Origin of the sequence: Bradyrhizobium sp. CCBAU 51753 (assembly GCF_015291565.1) — a bacterium.
GTDB lineage: Bacteria > Pseudomonadota > Alphaproteobacteria > Rhizobiales > Xanthobacteraceae > Bradyrhizobium > Bradyrhizobium ivorense.
In genome coordinates this window covers 5,708,165-5,728,280 of record NZ_CP030037.1, presented here as the reverse complement: position 1 = coordinate 5,728,280, position 20,116 = coordinate 5,708,165, and the positions used below count along the sequence as shown (strand labels likewise).

Below are 20,116 nucleotides of genomic sequence, written 5' to 3'. Positions count from 1 at the left end.
GATATTTGCTGCGCGGGAGCTCCGACCCGGCCTCAAGCACAACGGTCGGGCCTGGCGTCCGCGACTTCCTCATCCGAGGCAGCCAGAAGGTGATCGGCCACTACGAGCGCCTTCTCCGAACTGCGAAAAGCGAGCAAGAGCGCCAGCTCTATCAAGCGCGAATTGAGCGGGAGCAGCGAGTGATAAGCGATCTACGCCAGGGCGCTCTCACCGAGCGCTTCGCCGCGTAGTCACTGAGCTCCGGCGAACGTCTGCTGCAGAAAAAAATGCGCACGGCCTCTTGAACTCAGGAGCGTCAGTTCTAGTTCGTTTCTCGACCGCGACTGCGGTGTGTCGAGCGCCAGGTGGGGCTCGGCACGAGGCGCTGGACTGGGCGTTCGACCGTAACCGAAAGCTCCATCCTGCCTTGCTTCGTATCCATATTGCTCTCTGGAGGACTTGGCTATGAGGACACTTGATTTTGCGCCACTTTGGCGCACCACCGTCGGCTTCGATCATCTGGCCGACCTCGTCGACGGCATGTCGCGCAAGCCGACCGAGGACAACTACCCGCCGTACAACATCGAGCGGTCCGGCGAGGATCACTATCGAATCTCGCTGGCCGTGGCAGGCTTCGGTGCCAACGATCTCTCCGTGACGGCCGAGCAGAATGCTCTCACGATCGAAGGCAAGAAGTCCGATGGTGCCGCGCACGAGTATCTGTATCAAGGTATTTCGGCGCGACCGTTCCGGAGAGTCTTCAGTCTTGCCGACTACGTTCAGGTGAAGCAGGCATCGTTCCACGATGGCCTTTTGATCGTGGATCTCGTTCGAGAGATTCCGGACGCGATGAAACCGCGCAAAATCCGGATCGGAAGCGGCGCGGCTGCTTCATCGCAGATCGAGCAGAAGAAGGCGGCTTAGGCACTTGATGCGTGACGGCTGAATGTGGCGCCAACCTGCGTCACACTTTCGGATGTCTTGTCATCAAGCATCAATGCTTACTAACCCACATGCCGGGTGGCGACGCGGATCGCGCCGCTGCCCTTAACGCAAGCACCATCCCTTTGGAAAGGAGTGATAGGGAGGCAGACCATGAACAAGGTCAACCTTAATGGCGGTGGTACGCATCCATTCTTTCACCCTGCTGCTCACTACGGTTCGCCAGCGGAAGTCCTCAACGACAAGGAGCTGTCGACCCCTGAGAAGCGAATCATCCTGTCATCGTGGGCGTCGGACGTGTACGCGGTGGAATCCTGGCCCAACTTGCGGGAGATCCCCGGCACCGGCAATTCGGTACGGCTGAGCGACATACTTGCAGCCTTGCGCCAGCTCGACGAAGGCGGTGATGACGAACCGCCCCGTGGCGGTGGCGTTCCCATGCGGTTGCGGCGGCCCTGGGCCGCCGCCGCACAGCCGGGGTCGCTCTGATGGTCACGGAAGCCGTTCTGGGCATCGTTCTGCTTGGCCACGCCGCAGCGATCTTGGCAATTCCGATCGTAGCATGGCAACGGGCGCCTCTGGCCTCGACTTAATGATCCCACAACAATGCAAGAGTGATCGAGATGTTTGGTCAGCGCACGATGTTGGCATGGCTTCTGATTGTGGCGCTGTTCGCGTTTCAGCCGGCTATAGCTCAGGTGCCGGACCCGAAGACGGGCGGTTCTGTGCCAACATTGGCGCCGGTGGTTCGACAAGTGACGCCGGCGGTCGTGAATATTTCCGTGCACGGCCGTGTTCGTGAGGACAATCCGCTTTACCGCGATCCGTTCTTTCGTGAGTTTTTCGACATTCCCAGGCAGGTCGAGAAGGAAGTCAATTCGACCGGTTCGGGAGTCATCGTCGATGCTCGGCGCGGCTATGTTCTGACCAACAATCATGTCGTCGAAGGCGCCTCCGTCGTTCAGATTACGACCAGGGATGGCCGCCAGCTTTCTGCGAAAGTGATCGGACGCGACCCGCCCACGGACGTTGCAGTGCTGCAAATTCAGAACCCCGCCGGCCTCGAGGGACTTCCTTTCGGCGATAGTAATGCGCTTGAGGTGGGGGATTTCGTGCTTGCGATAGGCAATCCGTTTGGTCTCGGCCAGACGGTCACGTCCGGCCTCGTGAGTGCGTTGGGTCGCACCGGCTTGAGCAAAGAAGGCTTTGAGGACTTCATCCAGACCGATGCTGCGATCAACCCGGGAAATTCCGGCGGGGCGCTGGTCAATCTTCGCGGCGAGTTGGTTGGTATCAACTCGGCGATTATTTCGCCCGGTGGAGGTAACGTCGGGATCGGGTTTGCCATTCCCGCGAATATGGCGCGGCTGGTTATGGAGCAGATTGTCGACAAGGGACGCGTCGAGCGTGGCCGGATCGGCGTGTCACTGCGCGACCTTCAACGGTCGGCCAATCCAGGACGCAACGAGGGGGCGCAGATCGCTGAGGTTGCGCCGGGATCTCCGGCTGACAAGGCAGGTTTGAGGAAGGGTGATATCGTGATCATGGCGGATGACCGTCCGATCCGCACGGCATCGCAACTTCGTAACAAAATCGGTCTCGCGCGTGTCGGCCAGGACGTGAAGCTCACGTTTGCGCGCGGCGAACGCGCCAGCTCACTCGTTGTCAGAGTCGCTCCAGCAGTGGAGGCGAGTAACGCCACTCGTCCGCGTTAGATCCCAGGGGGGGCGAGCTTCGTTGCTCGGAGTGGCTGCTAAATGACAGGACCGGGTTGGATGTCTCAATGTCAGCCTCCGCGGTCGCGTCGTTCCGGATGTTGGCTGGGTGTCAGGGCCGAGATGGAGATAAGTCGGATCGAATCCGGCAAGTTCCTCCAACTGCTGAGAACTGCGGAAGGGAGTGGCTTCCATGACGATTCATTCGTGTTCCGAGTCGGGCGATGCCGCTCAAGCGGAGACGGCGTATCTCGAATCGTTGATCCGCCAGGATTTCGAGCGATGCCATCCCGGCGAGACCCTTGAGGATCTCAAGCGGCGGGCGTCCTTTTCCAAGGAGGACAGAGGATTGCTGCGAGATTGGATGGCTGTTGCGGCGAGCCGCGCAGCGGCTGAGCGGGGCAAGAGGAGCGACTTAAACTCCGCGGCGTAGTCCCGGGCGCGTCTTCTCGAGATAAGGGATCGATTTGACGACGAGCTACGATCGCCCAACCTCCGTGGCAAAGACTTATCCTCATGAAACGACATCACGCCGTAGTCGGGCAGGCACTGGATGCCTCCTACCGGCTCACCAAGCCAGGCAGCTGGCTCTTGATCCCCGTCATGATAAAGTTCACGGCGATTGCCGCGATGATGAGGGCCATCACACGGGTCATAATGCTGATGCCGGTCCGCCCCAAGAAGCGCTCGATCGCAGCGGCCATCCACAATGTCAAACCGATTAGTGAGGTGGCGAGCACGGCTGCGGCCGCCAAGAAGGCCTTACCAAGCCATCCCGGGTTATCGTTCGAGAGGGTGATCATAATGCTCAACTCGGCCGGCCCCACCAGCAAGGGAAACGCAAATGGCGTGATGGCCAGACCATGTATGTCGACCTCGCTATAGTTCGCCTCGTCGGCGCGAGGGATGAACTTTCCATATTGTGCCTGAAACATTTCGAACGCGATCACCAGAACGAGCAGCCCACCCGCGATCCGGAAGTCATCGAGGCCGACATTGAAGAAGGCCAAGATCTCCTTCCCGAACATCGCAGACCCAACGAAGAAAACGGCGACTGCCGCGCAGGCCAAAACAATGATCCGGTGGGTCTTCACCGCGCCGGCGCGCCCCGTCAATGCCAGGAAAACCGGGATCGCTCCGACCGGGTTCGTTAGGGCGTAGAGGAGCATAATGGTGCCGACAAACTGATTCCAAGCCACAGTTTTCCGGGTCCCTTTGCTCTGGCCCGTCAGGCAACTGTCGTGCTCAGAGATTTTCCGTGAAAACCGGGTAACTCAAGCCTCTCATTCGGGTTCCGGCCCGCGGCAGTTCCAGCGGCTTGACAGAACAGCGGAAATTCGTACGAAAATAGCCCTCCGGGAGATGCTCGAGCCAAGGTGCCTGCTCAAGGGCTTTGGCATTGTCTTCGCGAACCACGCCAATCACACATCCTGCCATGCCAGTCGGGCGGAGCGACGCCTGCTGGCCGGCGCGCGCCTGGACGATCGGAAGACAAATGAACATTCCTGAAGGCAGCACCAAAACGCAGGCGATCTCCACGGGGATCGCCGGCTTCGACGGCATCCTCGATGGCGGATACGCGTCGCACCGCGTCCACTTGATCGAAGGCCAGCCGGGAACCGGCAAGACGACGCTCGCATTGCAGTTTCTTCTCGATGGCATCTCCAAAAGGGAGCGTTGTCTTTACATCACGCTTTCCGAGAGCAAGGACGAATTGCGACAGGTGGCCGAAACCCACGGCTGGAATCTCGATGGGATCGAAATCTTCGAGCTGGTCCCCGCGGAACTCAGCCTGGACCCGAAGCAGCAACAGACCGTCGTCTACGCTTCCGACCTGGAGCTCGGCGAAACGACGAAAATGACCTTCGATGAGGTGAAGCGGGTTGCGCCTGCTCGGGTGGTTTTTGACAGCCTCTCCGAGATAAGGCTGCTCGCGCAGAACCCTCTGCGCTACCGCAGGCAGGTCATTGCGCTGAAGCATTTCCTGGCCCAGGAGGGCTGCACCGGGCTGTTGTTGGACGACCTCACCGACGATGCCGACGATCTTAATATGCACAGTCTCGTTCACGGTGTTATCAGGCTCGAGCACAATGCACTGCAATATGGTGCAGAACGTCGCAGGCTGCGCATCTTCAAGATGCGGGGTCGCAGCTTCCGCGGCGGTTTCCATGACTTCGTCATCCGCAAGGGCGGAATAATTCTGTTTCCGCGCCTGATCGCGTCCGAGCACCTCGATGGCAAGCCCCTGGCAGAACCGCTTCTGAGCGGGATCGGCGAGCTGGACCAATTGCTGGGCAATGGTCTCGACCGCGGCACGAGCACCCTGCTCATGGGGCCGTCCGGCTCCGGCAAATCGTCCATCGCCATGCAGTTCGTCATGGCGGCGCTTGCTCGTGGTGAGCGCGCCCTTTTTGTGACCTTTGATGAGACCAAGGCAATTCTGATGAAACGTGCAGCCGGCATGGGCTGGCACCTGGATCAGCCGATCGCATCAGGGCAGCTGGTGCTCGAGCAGGTCGATCCCGCGGAGCTTTCGCCCGGAGAGCTCACCGGGATGGTTCGCCGGCGGGTCGAGGCGGACAACGTCAGGGTCGTGGTGCTGGACAGCTTGAGCGGCTATCAGAACGCCATGCCGGCCGAGCAGTTCATGCTGCTCTTGATGCACGAAATGCTGACCTACCTTAACCATCGCGGCGTCGTGACGATGCTGACGCTTGCGCAGCACGGTCTTATCGGTTCGATGCAATCAAGTGTCGACCTCACTTACCTGAGCGACACGGTCCTGCTGCTGCGCTTCTTCGAGGCCGCTGGAAAGATCCGTCGCGCGATCTCCGTTCTGAAGAAGCGTACTGGGCGCCACGAAGACGAAATCAGAGAATACCGGCTCGATAACCGCGGCATCCGGGTCGGCCCGCCTCTGGCGGAATTCCAGGGCGTCCTATCGGGTTCACCGATCTATACCGGTCAGCATGGCGCGCTACTTACGGCGAGGAGCAATGGACATTCGTGAGCCAACCCCGAGCGGACCGGTGCTCGTGCTGGCGCCGTTTGGGCGTGATGCCGGCGTGGTTTGCTCGGCTCTGCGCGACGTTGGTCTTCACGCTTCCGAGCAGCCGAGCCTTTCGGCATTGGTGGCCAATCTCAATGATGCAGCCGCTGCGGTCGTTGCGGAGGAGGCGCTCGTGCACGAGCATCGTGGCGCGGTGGCCCATTGGATCGCAAATCAGCCACCATGGTCGGATTTTCCATTCGTGCTGCTAACGCTGAGGACCGGCAACAACGGCCCGGCTCTTACGGAATTGATCGATCTGCTTGGACATGTCACCGTGCTCGAGCGACCATTGGCCGCGACCTCTCTCAAGAGTGCGGTACTCGCAGCAGTGCGCGGTCGCCGGCGGCAGCGACAAGCCGAGCAGTACCTGGGGCAATTGAAGCAGCTGGCCGACACGCTCGAGCGGCGCGTTGAGGAGCGGACCGAGCAGCTCTCGGAGGCGAACAAGCGGCTGAGAGACGAAATGGTGGAACGAGAGCGCACCGAAGTTGCGCTGCGTCAGGCACAGAAAATGGAGGCTGTCGGGCAACTGACAGGCGGGATTGCGCACGACTTCAACAATCTTTTGATGGCGATTATCGGCAATCTTGAGCTGATCGCCCGGCGAGTGGAGGATGAACGCATTCAGCGATATGTGCGGAACGCGATGCACGGAGCGCAGCGCGGAGCCAAACTCGTCGGGCAGTTGCTGACATTCTCGCGCAAGCAGCATCTCGCACCGGAGCCCGTGGACGTCAATCAACTCGTGGGCACGGTGGCGGAGATGTTGTCCAGAACTTTGGGAGCTTCCATTCGCGTCGACGTAGTCACGCACAAGAATCTTTGGCCTGCATTGGTCGATGTCACCCAACTGGAGCTGATGTTGCTCAACCTTGCGATCAACGCGCGGGACGCGATGCCCGACGGCGGACTTCTTACGATAAAGACAAACGTTCTCCACGGCGTCCCGGAGGATCTGCAGGCCGAGCTTAGGCCGGGTGAGTATGTCTCCATCGCAGTGAAGGACACCGGCACCGGAATGCCTCCGGACGTTCTGGCCCGTGCCTTTGATCCTTTCTTCACCACGAAGGAGCCCGGCAAGGGAACGGGACTCGGATTGTCGCAGGTCTACGGGTTTGCCCGCCAGTCCGGCGGGGCCGTGAAAATTGAAAGCGAGCTTGGTCGGGGGACGGTGGTGCGGATTCTCTTACCGCGATCCACCGAAGCGGTGGTAGGACACGAAGATCGCCAATCGGGAACTCCACGTGTGGGCGCGAAGGAGCACATCCTTGTTGTGGACGACGACGCCGGCGTGCTCGAAACGACGCGGAGCATGCTTGACGATCTCGGATACCAGGCGATCGCGGCTGACAATCTGGAAGCTGCGCTGGCAACCATCTCCCATCAAGCCGTCGATTTGGCGATTATCGATCTCGCGATGCCCGGCGTCTCGGGACTGGACGTCGGACTTGAACTCCAACGGCGGCAGCCCGGCCTGCCGGTCGTGTACTGCAGCGGCTATCCTGATCTCATCGAAGAAACCGGCAAACGTATGAACGGCAGTATGCTGCTCAGCAAGCCGTTTTCCTCCCGGGAACTGTCGGGCAAGCTCGATGCGATGCTGCACACAAGAACCAACTAATCTGCTCAAGCCGGACGCACGCGAACGCAACTTGGCCGCGCTCGGACTCAGTCGAGACCGGTCCGCACCATGGTTCGAGCCAGCTCGAGTTCGCTGATCGCCTGGCGCAACAATCGACGGACGGCGCTCTTGTCGCCGTTCGTGCAAGCGATTTTCAGCTCCTTAATGTGTTGAGCCGCGGCCTGCGCATGCGCAACCACGTCCGCGGCGCCTGCAAAACTGCAAGTCCGCTTGGTGTCCATGGTCGGGCACACCCCAGGGGCTTTGGCAAAACGGGAGCGGGGACCCGCTCCCGTTCATTCGCGTTCATTTCGAGTTGATCGCAATCCGCCTCACCTTGGATTCAGCCTGCGGCAGCTTTGGCATTGTGACCGTCAGCACGCCGTTCTTGAACGCAGCAGAGATCTTGTCCTGATCCACGTCTTCGATCGGGATGCGTCGTTCAAATCGGCCGTAGTAACGCTCGCTGAACTTGCGATCCTTGTCTTGCGTCTCGGTCTTCCTCTCTCCCTTGATCGAGAGGACGCCGTTGGCGAGTTCGACCTGGACGTCTTTCTCCTCGAGGCCCGGCAATTCCGCCGTGACCTTGACGTCCTTGTCGGTCTCATTGACCTCGATGCTCGGCCAATTCATCGACTGCTCCAAAAAGCTGCCGCCAAACGGCGCGACATCAAAGCCGCGGAAGACATCATCGAATAGCCGGTTCATCTCCCGATGCAGGGTCAGGACCGGATTGTAGCTTTCGGAGCGACGGGTGGTCAGATCACGACCACGGCCCCAAGGGATCAGATCGGTGATAGCCATAGGGTTTCTCCTTTCTTGTTTCCAAAGGCTCGCGACGCGGCGAGACAGCGCCGCGAACCGCACCTAGATGCAAGCGGTATTACGCCGCCTGCTCGTTCTCGACTTGTTGGTGGTTCTCGACTTGTTGGTGGTCACCAGTGCTGATCGCAATCCGGCGCGGTTTCATCGCCTCGGGAACCTCACGCACCAGATCGATCTTGAGCATGCCATCCTCAAACCAGGCGTCCTTCACGTCCACGTATTCCGCCAGATTGAACATCCGCCGGAACGGACGCGAAGAGATGCCCTGATAGAGGTACTGATGGCTGCCCTTCTCGGCCTTGCGACCCTCGACGATCAGCGTGTTCTGCTCGGCCGTGATGGAGACCTCGTCAGGCGTGAAGCCCGCAAGAGCCAGCGAGATTTGGTAGTGGTCCTCGCCGACACGTTTGATGTCGTAGAGCGGGTAGTTGTCCCCGCCGGTCCATTGGCCGGAGTCCTCGAGAAGGTCGAACAAACGATCGAACCCGACCGTCGTTCGCCACAGGGGAGCAAGATCAAGCGTGGTCATAGCCATATCCTCCTTTGAGCAACATGGATAAGAGCACCCCGGACACCTTCCGGGTGCCCGATGACCGGGCCCTGTACCAGGCGCCCGATCGTGCCGCGCCATTGCTACGCGGCTACCCATGAAATTAGAAGCGGGTCGTATCTTTTCAAGGCCTTCCAGGCACTTGCGAAAATTGCAATGTCGCACCCATGTCTTGGTCGGGTCCAGTTGAGACGGATGCAAAAGGAGTTCCTGCTGTCTCAGCCGGTCCCTCCAAACGTACTTACCCAACGAGAGTGACCATGGCAGCGGCAGTCCCAAACGACGTGATCGACACGGCGCTTCTGGAGTCATTTCCTGCGAGTGATCCGCCGTGCTTCGCCGCGCTCGGTATCAATATCGGAGCTCCCAGCCGGTTTGGTACTTCGCGCGCGCAGGATCTTGAGCTTAGCCGCCCGCCTTCGGTCGCAGCTGGCGGAAGACCACAGGTGCCCTCGGTGCCGGACAGCGGCGCCCGAGGCGTCGCTCGACGATAGCAGCGCATGGCGACATCACGGAACGACCGGCGCCTGCCGCGGTTCATAGCGCTGCCGCGTCGGCGTAGCCGTCTCGCCAGAGCCGGCTAGACCTGACGCCGAGAACGATGCACCCAATTAGAAGCACGGAGGACCGAATGAAAATCGCGCAGATCGCCCCGCTATTCGAGAGCGTACCGCCTCGGCTCTACGGCGGTACTGAGCGGGTGGTGCACTACCTGACGGAGGAATTGGTCAGACAGGGGCACAAGGTCACCCTGTTCGCGAGTGGGGACTCTATCACCTCCGCCGAGCTCGTTCCCTGCACGCCGCGGGCGCTGCGTCTCGACCCAGATGTTGAAAATTCCATCCCGCACCAGATGGTGCTGCTCGACAAGGTCCGGGAGCGCGCTGGAGAATTTGACGTGCTCCACTTCCACGTCGACTACTTGCACTTCCCACTGTTTCGGACGCAGGCGGGACGGACTTTAACGACCCTCCACGGGCGGCAGGACCTGCGAGACCACCTGCCGTTCTACGCCCATTTCTCGGAGATGCCGTTGGTGTCGATCTCCAACGCGCAGCGCGCGCCCCTGTCGCGAGCCAATTTCATCTCAACCGTGCACCACGGGCTGCCGCTCGATCTGCACATGCCGACCTATCATCCGCGCGGCGGCTATCTCGCCTTCCTCGGGCGAATTTCACCCGAGAAGCGGCCGGACCGCGCCATTGCAATTGCGCGCGCAACAGGGCTGCGGTTGAAGATTGCCGCGAAGGTCGACAATGCCGATGAGGCCTACTTCCGCGATACGATTGCGCCGCTGCTTGACGGCCCGGGGGTGGAGTTCATCGGCGAAATCAATGAGAGCGAAAAGACGGAATTTCTCGGGAACGCCGCAGCACTGCTGTTTCCGATTGATTGGCCGGAGCCATTTGGCCTCGTCATGATCGAGGCCATGGCATGCGGCACACCGATCTTGGCGTTTCGCGGAGGGGCAGTCGCCGAGATCATTGAAGACGGCATCACAGGATGCATTGTCGATGGTGTGGAAGAGGCCGTGAAAGCCGTGCCAAATTTGCTCGCGCTGGACCGTAAGGCCGTGCGCGCCCGTTTTGAGGAGCGCTTCTCCGCAACGCGCATGGCAGCCGATTACGTGAAGCTTTATCAGATGATGCTGCGAAAGCATGCCGCATCCGAGCGTCACCTGTCGAGCTTGGCGGAGCATCTGACCTCCCACGCACATGCGCGCGCGGACTCTGTAGTCCAAAGGGAACCCAGTGGACGGGGCCCAATACATCCAGGGATGTCTCCAATGCCGGTGCGCCAGGTACCGACGACGCATAGCACGTTGAGTGAGCATGCAGTTGTCGTTGCGTTGCCTTGGCGGCGATCGGACGCCTTCACAGCTTGATTGCACCACATCTGAACGAGCTATTGGGGGGTCCGTTGCCTTTGCCAAGCGGCTGTCCACGATCGGTCGCCGCACTCTTTGGCGAACCTCCGGTAGCCGATCGACTTCGTCCGCGGCTCTGCCAGCGTCACGAGGCGTAGGCTGCCAGGCCCGATGTCGCATCGCTTGCCATCGGACGGGTCGACGACCAGTTTCCGTCACCGTACCGGCGCCGAGAGCTTGTTGATTCGGAGGGCGGAAAGGACTTTTTGGGACCGTGGTCGGGGCCGGTCCATACCAAATCCATGTCACATTCGGATCGGGATTTGACGACCCGGATCGGCCTTCACCAGAAAAAAGGGACGATGCACCCTACGGTGGTGCGGACCAAAGAACTTCGTCGGACACTGTCTCCGCCATTTCGAACAATTCTATCCCTGCGGCCAAGAAATCTACCCCTCAAGCCGTTACCTCTAATGGAAATTTGAGATGGTTACAGGTCCGCGATTTGACTCCCTTTTGTGAGGGTAAATCTCCACTCGCGACACAGGCTGACGAATTGCCCTATGCGAAGGATTGGTTGGGGGTATCGTAGGTTTGGTTGGTGTGGGCAAAGGCGGTAGCGCTCTGGGCTCTCAATGAGCGGAAGTTCGCTGCTGTCGGATGACTCTCTTGCGCTGTGAAGTGCGGATTATTCCGTCGCGGATCAGATCACCGCAGATCTCTTTCAGCAGAGTCCTGGTTTCCTGCGTTGCTCTGCTGATCGGCCGGCCGCGCGGCAGGGCGAGTACGCGCTCGGCGCTCATCCATGGCAAGAGGGCCGCGGATAGCTGGCCGGCGTCGACCTCCTGGTAGATGCCTGAGTAGGGGAGCAGCGCGTAGCCGAGACCGGAAGCCACGATGCGCTTCATCGGCGTGCTGCTTTCGACGCGCACGAAAGAGGGGACCTCGGGCGGGAACGGCGTGCGGCTCAAGGGCAGCATTGCACGCGACAGATGTTTCAGGTCATTGACGGTCATCCTGCCACGCTTGAGCTTCGGGTCATCTGGCGGGCCGATCAGAAACACTTGCTCCTCCACCAGCGTCTCATAGCAAAGATGATCGTTCGGCTGCGGTGCCGTAACGATCGCAAGGTCGAGCTGTCCACGCAACAGGCGGTCGCACGCAAGCTCGGTCAGCGCTTCGCCGAGTTCGAGCTGGACGCGAGGGAAGCGCGCGGCAATCAGGCGGGCAAGCGGCGGATAGAAGATCTCCGCAACGCTCGACGGTGCGCCCAGCCGCACCGTGCCGCTCGGCTCGCGGTTCTCGGTGCGCACCTCGGCCTTGATGTCGTCGACCAGTCCGAGCAGCCACCGTCCGCGCTCCAGCAGCACCTTGCCGGACTCGGTCACCGCGACGCCGCGTGCGGTACGCGTGAATAGGGCGCCGCCGAGCTCGCGCTCCAATTCCTTGATGTGACGGCTGAGCGCGGACTGCGCGATGTTCAGCGCGCTGGCGGCGGCGCCGAAACCGCCGCGCTCGGCCACACCGATGAAATAACGAAGCTGACGCAGGTCCATTCGCGTCTCCATCTCGAAACGAGATGGAGGCCATATCAAACATATTCTTGTGAGATGTCAAAAAGCGCGCATCTTCGCGGCCAAGAACACATCACCAGGAAGGAAATGCTCATGGGCACGTCCGAAGAGACGCTGCGGCGGACATCGATCATGATCGTCGGCGGCGGACCGGTTGGGCTCGCAATGGGGCTGTTGCTCGATCGCTTCGGTATTGACGCCATCATTGTCGAGAAGAGCCCGACCACGACCGATCATCCGAAGTCGCGGGGCTGCTGGGTCCGCACCATGGAGATCTTCCGGCAATGGGGGATCGAGCAGGCGATCCGCGATCGAGGGCTGCAGGATTCCTCCGACATGTTCGTTCAGGTCGAAAGCATTGCCGGACGCGAGATCAGCCGCTCGCGTCCCGAACCCAATCTCGGCCAGACGCCAGCCTGGAAATCGCTGGTCGCGCAGGACGCGGTCGAGGAGGAGATTTACAAGGTCATCGCGCACTCCAACCTCGTCCAGGTGCATTTCTCGACCGAATTTGTCGGCTTCGAGGAGGTCGAGGATGGCGTCATCTGCGAGATCAGGTCGGTGGAGACGGGGCGCAGCGAGCGCTGGCACGCCAGATATCTTCTGGCCTGCGACGGGGCCGGCAGCCAGACCCGGCGCCGCGCCGGCATCGACATGGTGGGCCCGCCGACGCTCGCGGTGATGCTCAACGAGTATTGGCGCGGCGATCTCTCGCACTTTCCGATCACGCGGGAGGCTGCAGGTTACCAGGTCTACAGCGACAAGCCGGGGATGCCGCGGCGGGCGGGTATTCTCAACACCAACGGTCGGGATCGCTGGCTGTCGGTGATCCAGATCGGCGAGGAGAAGGATGAGCGGCCGCGGGCCTGGACCGATGCGGAGACCATCGAGATCATCCGCTGCCACGCCGGCGTTCCCGATCTCGACGTGACGCTGCTCAACCGCTCGATCTGGCGGATGAGCAAGCAGGTTGCCGGACAGTTCCGCAAGGGCCGTGTGTTCGTGGTCGGCGATGCCGCGCATCGCTTTCCGCCGACTGGCGGCTTCGGCCTGAATTCGGGCGTGCAGGACGCACATAACCTCGCCTGGAAGCTTGCCTATGTGTTGCGCGGGCTCGCCTCGGAGCGGTTGCTCGAAAGCTACGATGTCGAGCGCCGTCCAGTCGCGCAATCGAACGCTGATTTCAGCTACGGCAACATGATCCGCTTCCGCCGGCTGGATGAGGCCGTGCGTTCCGGCAACGAGGACCGCATCCGCTTCTGGGTCGACGACCTCGACAATCATCTGCACTCGATCGGCCAGGCGCTCGGCTTCTCGTATGAGGAGGGCGCCGTGGTCCCTGACGGCACGCCCCGCGGCGGTCACTTGACCCGAACCTACTTTCCATCCGATCGCCCGGGTGGACGTTTTCCGCATCTTTGGCTCGACATGGCGCGCAAGCACTCGACGCTCGATTGGTTCGACAAGGAGTTCACGGTCGTCACCGGCCCGCTCGGCGGCGAATGGCTGGAGGCCGGGCGCGCCGTGTCCGACAAGCTCGGCATCCCGCTCAATTTGCAGCAATTGCCGAATGCGCATCAATCGGACGGCATCCAGATGGGCCTGCGCGGCGCCGTGCTGGTCCGGCCCGATGGCCATGTCGCCTGGCGCATGCCCTACATCCCGCAGGCTCCCGCGCGCGAGCTCGCCGGTGCCGTGCAAAGCGTGTTGCACTAGCCATGGACAGAGTTGAGGCCAACGGCATCTCGATCGGCTTCCGGCGCAGCGGCGAGGGGCCGCCGCTGTTCCTGCTGCATGGCGCGGAAGCCGATCATTCCATGTTCGATGCGTTTGGTGCTGCCCTTGCACGATATTTCACGGTCATCGCCTATGACCAGCGCGATTCCGGCGCCACGCTCAATCCGCCTGAGCCCTACGGATTGGGCGAGCTCGCCGACGATCTCGCCGCCCTGATCGCAGCGCTCGGCTATGGGCGCGCCCATGTCTTCGGCACCTCCTTCGGCGGCGTGATCGCGCAGGTCGCCGCGGTCCGGCACCCCGCCCGGATCGATCGTCTGGTGCTTGCCTCGACCTTCCGCGTCGGCGTGTCGGTCGCCTCGATCAACCCCGAAGGCTTTCCGAGATTTGCCGAGCTGCGCGCGCGCCTTCCGGAGAGTCTGCCGGCTTTCGCCGAATATTTCTTCGCGCCAGGCTACATCGCGGCTCATCCGGAAGCTCTCCGCCTCTTCACGGACAACAAGCGCGATGCGCGGCAGAGGGAGCGCCGTGGCGCGGTGCTGGGGCAACCGATTGCAATCTCGCTCGAGGCGATCAAAGCGCCGACGCTGGTGTTGGCGGGAAGCGAGGACCGCCTGATTCCGCCCGTGCATACCATATCGCTGGCACAGGAGATTCCGGGTGCGCGTAGCGCAGTGATCGAAGGCGTCGGCCATGTCGGCACCATTCAGGATCCGGCGGCGGTGGCCGCTCGGGTGAGGGAGTTTCTACAAAGAAAAGACTAACGCAAATCGTGGAGGAGGACGACCATGGCGCAATCGGGGGAGGATCTCGTCACTGCCTATGACAGCGCGCCGCTCGACGCCCGCTACTGGACCAGCATCGCACTTGGCATTTCGACCAGCATCTTCGATTATTTCGACTACTATGTTGTCGGTTTCCTGGTTGCAGTGCTGGCGCCGCAATGGCAGCTGACCTTCGGGCAGACCTCGCTGATCCTGCTCAGTGCGGGCGTCGGCGCAATCCTGGGTTCGCTTGCCTGGGGCGCGCTGGCGGACCGCTTCGGCCGCAAGGCGCTCCTGGTCGCCGGAGTTGCGCTATGCGCGTTGAGCTCGGGCTCGGTCGCGCTGATACCGGACGGGGTATGGGTTATGTTTGCCGTGCTGCGCTTCTTCGTCGGCTTTGGTGTCGGCGCCGCGGCCTCGGTCGCCGTGCCGTTGATCGTGGAATATACCCCGACCCGTCACCGCACCCTGGTGACCAGCGCAACTGTCATCCCGGTCTCGCTCGGCATCCTCGCCGCATCGCTGTCGGCTGCGACCCTGCTGCACCAGATCGGCTGGCGTGGCCTTGCCGCGCTTGGCTTCCTGCCCCTGCTGCCGGCGCTCTTGATTGCGTTCATCATGCCGGAATCCGTCCGCTGGCTTGTGTCGCGCGGCCGCGATGCGGAGGCCCGTCGCATTGTCGCCCGCGCGCTGCGGGTTGCACCTGACGCATTGCCGCCGTCGCCTGCGATCGCTACGACGGCACAGCCGCAAGGTGCGGGTTTTGTGGAACTTCTGCAGGAGCCGAGGCGGATCTGGCTGACGCTGATCGTCTGGTTCGGCGCAAGTACCGCCAACTACGGCGTCTTTCTTTGGGGCCCAACCATCGTCGCCCTGCTGATGGGCGTGTCGGCTGTGGAGGTCGCTCATTTGTTCGTGATCGTCTCGCTCACGGGGATGATCGGGCGCGCAATCTTTTCCGTGCTGGCGCACCGGATCGGCCGGCGGCGCTGCGGAGAGATCATGGGCTATGGCATCGCAATATCGCTCGGTGCGGCGGGGCTATTGTTCGACCAAACGCTGTTCGGCTATCCCGCCTTCGTGGTTCTTCTGATCCCGGCCGCGCTGTTCTTTGACGGCGGCTTCTCCAACATCGCGCCATATTCGGCCGAGATCTTTCCAGTTCGGCTCAGCGCACGCGGCGTTGGGCTGGCGCAAGCTGCCAATGGGGTCGGCAAGATTGCTGGTCCCTTGTGTCTTGCGCTGATTGCCGGCACCTCGAACCTGATCACGCCCAAGGCCACCATCGATGCGGTCACGCCAGCGTTCCTGTTCCTGGCGGCGTGCGGACTGACAATCGGACTGGCATTCACCCTGCTTGGTGTCGAAACCCATGGCCGGCCGCTCGCGTTGGAAGTGCCGCAACCCGGTGAAAGCGCGGGAACAGCCGCCAGTCCTCTTGGCCACGTCGCGGAGGACGGCGTTGCGGCGCGGCCGACGCCATCATTACCGTGAGCCTAAAAGCCCACAAACCAGCAAGGAAGCAGGTCATGCAGGACAGCGTTCAGACGAGATCGGCCTCGCGGGGCATTCCCTTCGATACGGACAAGCTCGATCGGCTGATGGAGGCGGCGGGGCTCGACGTGCTGCTCGTCACCTCCAAACATAATGTGCAGTACATGCTCGACGTCGAGCGGGCAATTTTCTTCGACTACATGGATGCGATCGGCATCAGCCGCTATCTGCCGGTCGTTGTCTATGCCAAGGGCGCACCAGACAAGGCGGGCTATGTCGGCCATGGGCTGGAGACGCATCAGCGGGAATTGATCCGTCCCTGGGTGCCGACACTCAAGACGTCCGGCCAGGGCAGCGTGGACGCAATTGCAACCGCCGTGGAAATCATCCGTGCCAGCGGCGTACCCGCTAAACGCATCGGCGTCGAGACCGCCTTCCTGCCGATGGATGCGGGCAAGACGCTGCAGGACGCGTTTGCGGGCAGCGAGATCAAGGATGCACTCTTGGTGCTGGAACGGTTGCGCGCGGTGAAGACCCCGGCCGAGCTCGCCAAATTGCGCGCCGCCTCCGAACTCGTGACCGAAGCCATGCTCGAGGTCATCGCCCATCACGGCCCCGGCACCACCAAGCGACAGCTGTTCGACGCGCTACGGGTCGCCGAGGTCAATCGCGGGCTCACCTTCGAATATTGTCTGCTGGCCGCCGGCAGGAGCCACAACCGCGCGCCCTCGGAGCAGCGCTGGGAGGAGGGAGACGTGCTCTCGCTCGATTCAGGCGGTAATTATCACGGCTATATCGGTGACCTGGCACGGATGGCCGTGCTGGGGAAGCCGGACAGCGAGTTGGAGGGCCTGCTTGCCGAGATCGACGCCGTGCAGCAGGCAGTATTTGCGGCGATCAAGCCGGGTGCGATGGGAAGCATGATCTACACAGCGGCCGAGCGTGCGCTGAAGGAGACCAGCCAACGCGACAGCACCGAATTCCTGGCTCACGGCATGGGCCTTGTCAGTCACGAAGCGCCCCGGCTGACCGCCTCAGGTCCCGTCCGCTACGATGCGGCCGATGCCGATCGCTCGCTCGAGCCCGGCATGGTCATCTCGGTCGAGACCACGATGAAGCATCCCAAGCGCGGCTTCATCAAGCTCGAGGACACGATCGCAGTGACTGCGAGCGGATATGAGATGTTCGGCGAAAAGGGCCGTGGGTGGAATCTCGGCGGAGTTTCGATGTGATGAAAGCGGCTGCGTCAATCTATTCATGACCTTCGGCCCCGCCTCCTCTGAGGCGGGGCTCTTTGCATCCAGGTAACCGCCAGAGTGCCTTCTCAGAACCGGAACCAGGACTCGCTGACCTGCCCCTTCAGAATGCCGTCCATAAGGATGGCATCGCCGCCCGGGATGCCGACCACTGTGCCATAGAACGTCTCCGTCACCGCCAGGTCTTTGTAAGCGAGCCCGCGACCCGACAAATCGATGATGTCACCGAATTTCAACTCTTTGAGGTCGTCGAATCCATTGCCGGGTGTGCGATAGTTGAAGATGTCGTTGCCTCCAACCCCGGCGTAGAAGATGTCGTCTCCCGGCCCGCCGGTGAAGGTGTTGCTGAGAGAATTCCCCACCCCGACGTGCGAAGCCGAGCCGATGAAGGTCAGCTTCACGACATCGGCCGGGAGCGTGTAGGAGGCGAGGAAGGTCTGTACCTCGTCGACGCCTTCGTTTGCGAATTCGAAAACGGTGTCGGCGTTCGATTGCACGGCGTAGATGTCGTTGCCTTGTCCACCCTGCAGGGTGTTGAGGCCCGAACCGTCGATCAGCGTGTCATCGCCGGCTCCGCCGATCAGATAGTCGTTGCCGGCCCCGCCGATGATCACATTGTTGAGTTCGTTACCGGCCCCCGTGAAATTTGCGCTTCCAGTGTGGGTCAGGTTCTCGACGTTCGATGGCAGCGTGTACGTTGCCAAGGCCGTCTCGACCAGGTCGGTGCCCTCATTGGCCAACTCCTTCACCGAGTCTCCGGCCGCCTGGACAACGTAGCGATCATTGCCGGTGCCGCCCTGCATCGTGTTGGCTGCGCCGGCGCCGCCGATGAGCGTATCGTCACCGCCGCCGCCGATCAGGGAATCGGCGTCGCCGCCGCCGTTCAGCGTGTTGTTGCCGCCATCGCCAATGATGGTGTCGTCATTGTTCGAACCAACGATGTTCTCGATGCTCGTATAGGTGTCGGTCCCGCCATAGCCATTCAGGCCGTGGCCGGTCGCCAGGCTCACCGAGATTGCCGCAGGTGCCGCGGAATAGTCCGCGGTGTCGCTGCCGGCGCCGCCGTTCAAGACATTGTTGCCGCCCGCGCCGGTCAGAAAATCGTTGCCGCTGCCGCCGTCGATGCTGTTGGCGAGCTCGTTGCCGCTGCCGGCGAAGTTCTGGCTGCCGGAATACGTCAAGTCCTCGAGGTTTGCGCCGAGCGCAAAGACGGCGAGGGTGGTCAAGACCCTGTCGTGTCCCTCGTCCTGAAATTCGATCAATCCGTCGCCGGCAGCCTCGACGATGTAGGTGTCGTCGCCTCTGCCACCCTGCAACGCGTCCGGCGCGCCGCCGTAGTCGTAGAGGACATCGTTACCGTCGAGGCCGATCAGATAGTCGCTTCCTGTACCGCCCTGGATCCAGTTGTTCGCGGCATTGCCGATGCCGGTGAGACCCTGCGCGCCCGCATAGAACAGGTTCTCAACATTCGCGGAGAGCGTATAGGTGGACGAGCTTGCGAACACGGCGTCGCTGCCTTCGCCGGAGAGTTCGGTGATAGTGTCGGCGGCGTTGTTGACGAAATAGACGTCATCACCTGTTCCGCCCACCAGCGTGTTGAGGCCGCCTCCTGCCCGCAACGTGTCGTTGCCGGCATCGCCGAACAGCGTGTCGTTACCTGATCCGTCGTTCAGGATGTCGTTGCCGTCGCCCCCATGCGCGGCAACGGAGACCCCGGCTGCCGTTGCATCGAACACATCGTTGCCGGAGCCGCCATCCAAGGACACATCCTGAACGCCGGTCCCCGCCAGATTAGGCAGAACGAAACTATCGTCCGTCGAAAAGGTGTGAATGAGCCCGTTGCCGTCGGTGAACTGTGAGGGCGAGTTTGCGGATCCTCCGATGATCTGCAGATGCTCGACGGATGTCAGGTCGGTTCGCTTGAAGCCGTTCTCGGTGAAGGTGGTCGTATGCTCATGGCTGTTGAAGGTCGAATGCAGGATGTACGAATCGAACACAACGTGGCCGGTGACGGGGTCGACCTCGATCCGCGTCTTTTCGGTGTCGTCGAAGGTGAACTGCCCCAGGATTTGCAGAACATCTCCGTAATAGGGAATGGTGGCCTGGAACGTGTCGCTGCCGTCACCGCCGTTCACGGTATCTGCGCCGTCGCCGCGCGACCAGACGAACAGGTCGGCACCGCCGAGACCGTTGAGGATGTCGTCGCCCTTCAGTCCGGTAATCGTATCGTCGCCTGGGGTACCGTTGAGGACTTCTGGATTGTCTGTTCCTTGAACCAGCGGCATAACTTCCCTTCCACGAATTCCGCCCTTGTCATCGGTGACGACGGGGCATAGTTCTCACTTGCAGAATGTCTTTGCTCTACCTCGGCGTGTCAATCAGCTCTCAGGTTGATTCGACGCCAGATTTGTCAAAGACTTCTCGGAGCAGACCGTCACCGGTGCGCCAAACGGCAGGCGGCAGGGTGCGGCACACCGCATCGACCACTAATGGCCGGTGATGATCGGCAGTCCATATTTTTGTAGTAGGGCAGTCACGCCAGCTGCTGCCAGCGCAATGACCGCATTCCAGAAGATCGATCCGCCGCGCACAGCGCTGACGGATCGAAGATATAGCAGGGCGCCGACGAGCACCCCGTAGTTCTTTCGAAAATCTCCATTGCGCTTAACGACTTCGACCAGGTTGGTATCCTTGAGTTCGTCTGACATGCACGCAGCCTCGTTCGCCCGCGCGCGGGAGC

Annotated in this window: 18 protein-coding genes; 11 read left to right on the top strand and 7 right to left on the bottom strand. The window is 61.5% G+C overall.

What is annotated here, in order from left to right; genetic code table 11:
• Positions 1-444: 444 nt before the first annotated feature.
• The 4 genes from XH93_RS26105 to XH93_RS26090 all read left to right on the top strand — a co-directional run bounded on the left by XH93_RS26105 (position 445) and on the right by XH93_RS26090 (position 3,069).
• Positions 445-903, top strand: coding sequence for an Hsp20 family protein (locus XH93_RS26105; protein WP_194469693.1), 459 nt, complete (start codon positions 445-447; stop codon positions 901-903).
• 171 nt (positions 904-1,074) lie between these two features.
• Positions 1,075-1,410: a hypothetical protein gene (locus XH93_RS26100; protein WP_194469692.1), complete on the top strand. Its 336-nt coding sequence runs from the start codon at positions 1,075-1,077 to the stop codon at positions 1,408-1,410.
• A 134-nt stretch (positions 1,411-1,544) separates the two neighbouring features.
• A complete protein-coding gene (locus tag XH93_RS26095) occupies positions 1,545-2,636 on the top strand; it encodes a trypsin-like peptidase domain-containing protein (RefSeq protein ID WP_194475337.1) in 1,092 nt (363 codons plus the stop codon).
• A gap of 193 nt (positions 2,637-2,829) precedes the next feature.
• Positions 2,830-3,069 (top strand): hypothetical protein, encoded by a 240-nt coding sequence (locus tag XH93_RS26090; RefSeq protein WP_139861571.1) that lies wholly within the window; start codon positions 2,830-2,832, stop codon positions 3,067-3,069.
• A 127-nt stretch (positions 3,070-3,196) separates the two neighbouring features.
• Here XH93_RS26090 and XH93_RS26085 read toward each other — a convergent pair whose 3' ends face one another.
• Positions 3,197-3,835, bottom strand: coding sequence for a MarC family protein (locus XH93_RS26085; RefSeq protein WP_229174182.1), 639 nt, complete (start codon positions 3,833-3,835; stop codon positions 3,197-3,199).
• Positions 3,836-4,131: 296 nt separating this feature from the next.
• On the opposite strand from XH93_RS26085, the gene XH93_RS26080 reads away from it, so the two are divergent.
• Complete coding sequence (locus tag XH93_RS26080) at positions 4,132-5,646, top strand: ATPase domain-containing protein (protein WP_194469691.1); 1,515 nt, start codon at positions 4,132-4,134, stop codon at positions 5,644-5,646.
• Entirely contained in the window at positions 5,633-7,309 is a 1,677-nt protein-coding gene (locus XH93_RS26075) for an ATP-binding protein (RefSeq protein ID WP_194469690.1), read from the top strand. The genes XH93_RS26080 and XH93_RS26075 overlap by 14 nt, the downstream gene beginning before the upstream one ends.
• A gap of 47 nt (positions 7,310-7,356) precedes the next feature.
• Here the strand turns inward: XH93_RS26075 and XH93_RS26070 are convergent, their stop codons facing one another.
• From XH93_RS26070 to XH93_RS26060, 3 genes are all read right to left on the bottom strand, one after another.
• Complete coding sequence (locus XH93_RS26070; RefSeq protein ID WP_194469689.1) at positions 7,357-7,551, bottom strand: hypothetical protein; 195 nt, start codon at positions 7,549-7,551, stop codon at positions 7,357-7,359.
• A 64-nt stretch (positions 7,552-7,615) separates the two neighbouring features.
• Positions 7,616-8,113, bottom strand: coding sequence for an Hsp20/alpha crystallin family protein (locus XH93_RS26065; RefSeq protein ID WP_194475336.1), 498 nt, complete (start codon positions 8,111-8,113; stop codon positions 7,616-7,618).
• A 79-nt stretch (positions 8,114-8,192) separates the two neighbouring features.
• Positions 8,193-8,663: an Hsp20 family protein gene (locus XH93_RS26060; RefSeq protein WP_194469688.1), complete on the bottom strand. Its 471-nt coding sequence runs from the start codon at positions 8,661-8,663 to the stop codon at positions 8,193-8,195.
• 652 nt (positions 8,664-9,315) lie between these two features.
• On the opposite strand from XH93_RS26060, the gene XH93_RS26055 reads away from it, so the two are divergent.
• Positions 9,316-10,569 (top strand): glycosyltransferase family 4 protein, encoded by a 1,254-nt coding sequence (locus tag XH93_RS26055; RefSeq protein ID WP_194469687.1) that lies wholly within the window; start codon positions 9,316-9,318, stop codon positions 10,567-10,569.
• A 614-nt stretch (positions 10,570-11,183) separates the two neighbouring features.
• On the opposite strand, the gene XH93_RS26050 is transcribed toward XH93_RS26055, so the two are convergent.
• Positions 11,184-12,107: a LysR family transcriptional regulator gene (locus XH93_RS26050; RefSeq protein WP_194469686.1), complete on the bottom strand. Its 924-nt coding sequence runs from the start codon at positions 12,105-12,107 to the stop codon at positions 11,184-11,186.
• A 111-nt stretch (positions 12,108-12,218) separates the two neighbouring features.
• Here XH93_RS26050 and XH93_RS26045 point away from each other — a divergent pair, with 111 nt between their 5' ends.
• The 4 genes from XH93_RS26045 to XH93_RS26030 are packed head-to-tail and all read left to right on the top strand — an operon-like array spanning position 12,219 to position 17,352.
• Positions 12,219-13,841: an FAD-dependent monooxygenase gene (locus XH93_RS26045; protein ID WP_194469685.1), complete on the top strand. Its 1,623-nt coding sequence runs from the start codon at positions 12,219-12,221 to the stop codon at positions 13,839-13,841.
• Positions 13,842-13,843: 2 nt separating this feature from the next.
• Positions 13,844-14,626, top strand: a complete 783-nt coding sequence (locus XH93_RS26040) for an alpha/beta fold hydrolase (protein ID WP_194469684.1) — start codon at positions 13,844-13,846, stop codon at positions 14,624-14,626.
• Positions 14,627-14,650: 24 nt separating this feature from the next.
• Positions 14,651-16,120 (top strand): MFS transporter, encoded by a 1,470-nt coding sequence (locus XH93_RS26035; RefSeq protein ID WP_194469683.1) that lies wholly within the window; start codon positions 14,651-14,653, stop codon positions 16,118-16,120.
• 35 nt (positions 16,121-16,155) lie between these two features.
• Positions 16,156-17,352, top strand: coding sequence for a Xaa-Pro peptidase family protein (locus tag XH93_RS26030; protein WP_194469682.1), 1,197 nt, complete (start codon positions 16,156-16,158; stop codon positions 17,350-17,352).
• 92 nt (positions 17,353-17,444) lie between these two features.
• On the opposite strand, the gene XH93_RS26025 is transcribed toward XH93_RS26030, so the two are convergent.
• Positions 17,445-19,661 (bottom strand): calcium-binding protein, encoded by a 2,217-nt coding sequence (locus tag XH93_RS26025; protein WP_194469681.1) that lies wholly within the window; start codon positions 19,659-19,661, stop codon positions 17,445-17,447.
• 201 nt (positions 19,662-19,862) lie between these two features.
• Positions 19,863-20,084 carry a hypothetical protein gene (locus XH93_RS26020; RefSeq protein ID WP_194469680.1) on the bottom strand — a complete coding sequence of 74 codons (222 nt, stop codon included), beginning with the start codon at positions 20,082-20,084 and terminating at the stop codon, positions 19,863-19,865.
• Positions 20,085-20,116 lie beyond the last annotated feature (32 nt).

What these genes read in the sequence shown, in the direction of transcription:
- XH93_RS26090 (WP_139861571.1), top strand. Translation starts at nt 2,830, where the DNA reads ATGACGATTCATTCGTGTTCCGAGTCGGGCGATGCCGCTCAAGCGGAG.
- XH93_RS26060 (WP_194469688.1), bottom strand. Translation starts at nt 8,663, where the DNA reads ATGACCACGCTTGATCTTGCTCCCCTGTGGCGAACGACGGTCGGGTTC.
- XH93_RS26080 (WP_194469691.1), top strand. Translation starts at nt 4,132, where the DNA reads ATGAACATTCCTGAAGGCAGCACCAAAACGCAGGCGATCTCCACGGGG.
- XH93_RS26075 (WP_194469690.1), top strand. Translation starts at nt 5,633, where the DNA reads ATGGACATTCGTGAGCCAACCCCGAGCGGACCGGTGCTCGTGCTGGCG.
- XH93_RS26055 (WP_194469687.1), top strand. Translation starts at nt 9,316, where the DNA reads ATGAAAATCGCGCAGATCGCCCCGCTATTCGAGAGCGTACCGCCTCGG.
- XH93_RS26095 (WP_194475337.1), top strand. Translation starts at nt 1,545, where the DNA reads ATGTTTGGTCAGCGCACGATGTTGGCATGGCTTCTGATTGTGGCGCTG.
- XH93_RS26025 (WP_194469681.1), bottom strand. Translation starts at nt 19,661, where the DNA reads ATGCCGCTGGTTCAAGGAACAGACAATCCAGAAGTCCTCAACGGTACC.
- XH93_RS26100 (WP_194469692.1), top strand. Translation starts at nt 1,075, where the DNA reads ATGAACAAGGTCAACCTTAATGGCGGTGGTACGCATCCATTCTTTCAC.
- XH93_RS26035 (WP_194469683.1), top strand. Translation starts at nt 14,651, where the DNA reads ATGGCGCAATCGGGGGAGGATCTCGTCACTGCCTATGACAGCGCGCCG.
- XH93_RS26020 (WP_194469680.1), bottom strand. Translation starts at nt 20,084, where the DNA reads ATGTCAGACGAACTCAAGGATACCAACCTGGTCGAAGTCGTTAAGCGC.
- XH93_RS26030 (WP_194469682.1), top strand. Translation starts at nt 16,156, where the DNA reads ATGCAGGACAGCGTTCAGACGAGATCGGCCTCGCGGGGCATTCCCTTC.
- XH93_RS26040 (WP_194469684.1), top strand. Translation starts at nt 13,844, where the DNA reads ATGGACAGAGTTGAGGCCAACGGCATCTCGATCGGCTTCCGGCGCAGC.
- XH93_RS26065 (WP_194475336.1), bottom strand. Translation starts at nt 8,113, where the DNA reads ATGGCTATCACCGATCTGATCCCTTGGGGCCGTGGTCGTGATCTGACC.
- XH93_RS26045 (WP_194469685.1), top strand. Translation starts at nt 12,219, where the DNA reads ATGGGCACGTCCGAAGAGACGCTGCGGCGGACATCGATCATGATCGTC.
- XH93_RS26070 (WP_194469689.1), bottom strand. Translation starts at nt 7,551, where the DNA reads ATGGACACCAAGCGGACTTGCAGTTTTGCAGGCGCCGCGGACGTGGTT.
- XH93_RS26050 (WP_194469686.1), bottom strand. Translation starts at nt 12,107, where the DNA reads ATGGACCTGCGTCAGCTTCGTTATTTCATCGGTGTGGCCGAGCGCGGC.
- XH93_RS26105 (WP_194469693.1), top strand. Translation starts at nt 445, where the DNA reads ATGAGGACACTTGATTTTGCGCCACTTTGGCGCACCACCGTCGGCTTC.